Source organism: Streptomyces phytophilus, assembly GCF_013870535.1.
Taxonomy (GTDB): Bacteria; Actinomycetota; Actinomycetes; order Streptomycetales; family Streptomycetaceae; genus Streptomyces; species Streptomyces phytophilus.
Window position 1 is genome coordinate 1 of sequence record NZ_JACBXC010000529.1, and the last position, 4,024, is coordinate 4,024.

General features: G+C 71.7%; 2 protein-coding genes. Both read right to left on the reverse strand.

The annotated features are described in order from the left end of the window. On the reverse strand, nt 1-996 hold a 996-nt coding region (gap, locus tag H5J30_RS20665; protein WP_181788890.1), incomplete at its 3' end, for a type I glyceraldehyde-3-phosphate dehydrogenase. 201 nt (nt 997-1,197) lie between these two features. Beyond that, nucleotides 1,198-4,024: M14 family metallopeptidase (locus H5J30_RS20670; RefSeq protein WP_181788891.1), on the reverse strand; the 2,827-nt coding region annotated here is incomplete at its 5' end.

Here is a 4,024-nt window from a genome sequence, read left to right on the forward strand (position 1 = left end):
CTCGCCGACGAAGGTGGTGATGTCGACCAGGCGGTTGGAGTAGCCCCACTCGTTGTCGTACCAGCCGACGATCTTGACCTGCTTGCCCTGGGCCATCGTCAGCAGGGAGTCGAAGGTGCACGACGGCGCGGTGTTGACGATGTCCGAGGAGACGATCGGGTCCTCGGTGTACTCCAGGATGCCCGCGAGCTGGCCCTCGGCGGCCTTCTGGTACGCGGCGTTGACCTCGTCCCTGGTGACCTCGCGGCTCAGCTCGACGACCAGGTCGGTGACGGAGCCCGTGGGCACCGGCACGCGCATGGCGATCCCGTCCAGCTTGCCCTTGAGCTGCGGCAGGACGAGCGCGGTGGCCTTCGCGGCGCCGGTGGTGGTCGGGATGATGTTCTCGGCGGCGGCGCGGGCGCGGCGCAGGTCCTTGTGCGGGAAGTCCAGGATGCGCTGGTCGTTGGTGTAGGCGTGGACGGTGGTCATCATGCCCTGCACGATGCCGAAGTTCTCGTCCAGCACCTTCGCCATCGGCGCGACGCAGTTCGTCGTACACGAGGCGTTGGAGATGATGTGGTGGTCGGCCGGGTCGTAGGAGTCCTCGTTGACCCCCATGACGATGGTGATGTCCTCGCCCTTGGCGGGCGCGGAGATGATGACCTTCTTGGCCCCGGCGTCCAGGTGCTTCTGCGCGTCCGCGGCCTTGGTGAAGATGCCGGTGGACTCGATGACCACGTCCACGCCCAGCTCGCCCCAGGGCAGGTTCCCCGGGTCGCGCTCGGCGAGCATCTTGATGGCGCGGCCGTCGACGGTGATGGCGTCGGCGGTGTGGCTCACCTCGGCCTTGAGCTTGCCGAGCAGGGTGTCGTACTTCAGCAGGTGTGCGGTGGTCGCGGCGTCACCCAGGTCGTTGAACGCCACGACCTCGATGTCCGCACCCTGCTCAAGGATGGCGCGGAAGTAGTTGCGGCCGATGCGGCCGAAGCCGTTGATGCCTACGCGGATCGTCACGAACCGATCTCCTCGTTGGTACGCCGGTCCTCGATCGACCGGTGCTCTGACTGGGAATCCCCGACCACTGCCGACCCTACCGCTTCCGCCCCCGCGTGGCGGCCCGGACCCCGCCGGTGACGCGGACGGCGGCCCGTACCCCCCGGTAGGGCTACGGGCCGCCGCCGCGATCCGGCGTCGTGGCCGGTCAGCGGGCCTGTGTCAGCGCCTCAGATGGGACAGTGCGCGGCTCAGAAGAGCGGCCCGTGCCGCCTTGTCGCCGAGGTGCTCGACCCCGAAGCCGACGAGGACGGTGTCGCGGGTGGAGACGGCCGCGTAGCTGTCGAAGAGCTTGCCGGAACGGGCCCAGTCGGCGTCCGCCGCGGGGCTGCCGGGCGGCGGCCCCGGCGCCGTCCAGGCACCGAGTCCGCTCTCGAAGCCCTCCGCGTCGCGCTCGGCGCCGCCGACGACCAATGCGGTGTCGTCGGCGAAGAGCCCGCTGCCGCCGGTGCCCGGGTCGGTGACGTACGACAGGGACAGCTCGACCTGCTTGCCGGCGTAGGCGGACAGGTCGAACGAGACCTCCCGCCAGCCGCCGGAGGAGTCCGTCAGGCCGTGCCACGCGCCGCTGGTGCCGCTCGCGGTGCAGCCGTCCTGGCCCTGGGTGAGGTACTGGCGCAGGAACGGGTGGGCCTGGATGAAGAAGCCCTGGCCGCACTCCTCGGGCACCTGATCCGTGGTGGCGCCGCCGGCCTCCGGCAGCGTGGTCCAGTCGTCGCCGCCCGCGGTCCGCGCCTCCATGAGCACGAAGTCGTAGCCGCCCTCGGTGTCCCAGTTGAGCGCGGCGCGCAGTGCGGGCGCCTCGGCGGCGGTGACGCCGGTGAGGTCCACGGTGCGGGTGAGCCGCTGCCAGTCGTTGTTCTCGTGCTCGGCGACGGCCATCCACGCGCCCTCGTACGGCGCGTAGGGGTTGACCCCGCCGTCGTACGTCCCGGCCTGCGCCGAGTCGAACTGCGGGAAGTCCGCGGGCGGCAGCACGCCGGAGGTGACGGTGTACGCGCCGGCGCCGTCCAGCGGGTTGCCCTCGGCGTTGCCGAGGCTCCCGGTCGCGCCGCGCAGTGCGCCGGCGCCGGTGAAGCCGTCGGGGCCGACGGTGGCGGAGCGGGAGTAGGCGCCCAGGTAGTACTGGCTGAAGTCGTCCGTCTCGGCCCGGCCGACGAGCGCCTGGCCGCCGGCCTGCTCGCCGGCCTCGACCAGCTTGCCGCCCTCGTTGAGGTAGGCGCGCAGGGCGAGTTGGGTGTCGCCGCCGGGGGCGCCGGCGCCGGTGTAGTGGACGACACCGCGGAAGTGGCCGAGCACGCCGAGGGCGTGCGGCGGCCCCTGGGTGGCGGTGTCCCAGACGGCGGCGGAGCGGCCGGAGGCGCGCAGGGCGTCGACGTAGGTGCGGGCGTGCCGGGCCTTCGCGCCCTCCTCGGCGACGACGAGGGTGTCGGCGCGGGGGCGTTCCGCGACGGTGAAGGTGAAGTGCTCGCTCGCGGTGCGCTTGCCGGCGCGGGTGCGGCCGGTGAACCAGACCTCGACCTCGTCGCCCGGCTCCACGTCCTCGACCTCGGCGCGGTACTCGTCCATGAGGACGTTGTCCTCGCCGCCGTAGGTCTCGCCGCCCTTCCAGGACCTCACGTCCTCGTCGCGGGTGCGGCCGCCGTTGACGCGGTAGTTCAGCTCCTTGTCCCGTACGGACTTGCGGGCGACGACGGAGACCTCCTGGTCTGCGCCGTCCGCCCTGCCCCCGCGGCCGCGGGCGTAGGAGACGGCGAAGTCGTCGACGGCGAAGTCGGGGGCCTCGATGCCCACGGAGGACGCCGGCCGGTCGGGGTGGGCGGCGGTCTCGGCGACGGAGAGGGCGAAGGGGATGTTCTTGGCGAACTCGCCCTGGATCAGCTTCTCGTCGTCGGGGAAGTTGAAGCCCGACTGGCAGTCGCGCGGGTTCCAGGCGTCGTCGGGGTCGAGGGCGGACGCCGTCTGGCAGGTCGTCATCTCCGGGGTGAACATCATCATCCCGTTGACGTTGGCGGCGTGGCCGTCGGCTTCGCCGTTGGTGGTGTACAGCTCGGAGGAGACCTGGGGGCGGTAGCCGGGGACGGCGGAGTTCTCCGGGGTGCCGGCGAGCGAGCGGTAGAGCACGTCGTCGGGGGTGTCGGTGGCGACCTGCCAGCCGACGCCGTAGAGCAGCAGCTCGGCGGCGGAGTGGTAGTTGATCCCGTACTCGAAGCCGATGCGCTTCTGGAAGGCGTCGATTGCGCGGGTCTCGGGCTCGGAGGCGGGTCCGGCGCCGCGGTAGGTCTCGCTGCGCGGGCTGGGCGAGGAGCCTTCGTTGTCGTAGCCCCACTTGTAGGAGAAGTTGCGGTTCAGGTCGATGCCGTCGCCGGTGGTGTACTGGCCGTCGCCGTTGATGTCGCGCATGTTCTTGCGCCAGAGGCGGGCCCCGTCGGGGTCGTGCGTCCAGTCGTAGCCGTCGGGGTTGGCGGACAGGACGAACCACAGCTCGGTGGAGTCGACGATCCCGGTGAGCTTGGGGTCGGTGCCGTAGCCGTCGAGGAAGTGGTGCAGCAGCCGGCGCGTCATCTCCGGCGTGATCCACTCGCGGGCGTGCTGGTTGGACATGTAGAGCACGGCCGGCCTGGCGCCGTCCCGGACGGTCGTGGCGCCCTTGGTGAGCTTCAGGGCGAGGATGTCCCGGCCCTGGAGGGTCTTGCCGATCGAGACGAGCTTGGTGATCTTCGGATACTGCCGGGCGATCCCGGCCAGTTCCTCCTGCAGCCCGCCGGCACCGGTGTACGGGCGGAAGACGCCCTCGGCCGCGGCCTCGGTGCGGGCCTCGGCGCGGGCCGGGACGGTGCGTTCGGTCAGGTCGACGCCCTGGTCGGCCAGCTTCTTCGCCTGGGCGTCGGTCAGGAACAGCTCGACCTCGGCGGTGCCGCGGGCCGGGGCCCGCTCGCCGAGTTCGTGGGCGTCCTGCCCGGCGGCGAGCAGCAGGGGGACCTGGGCG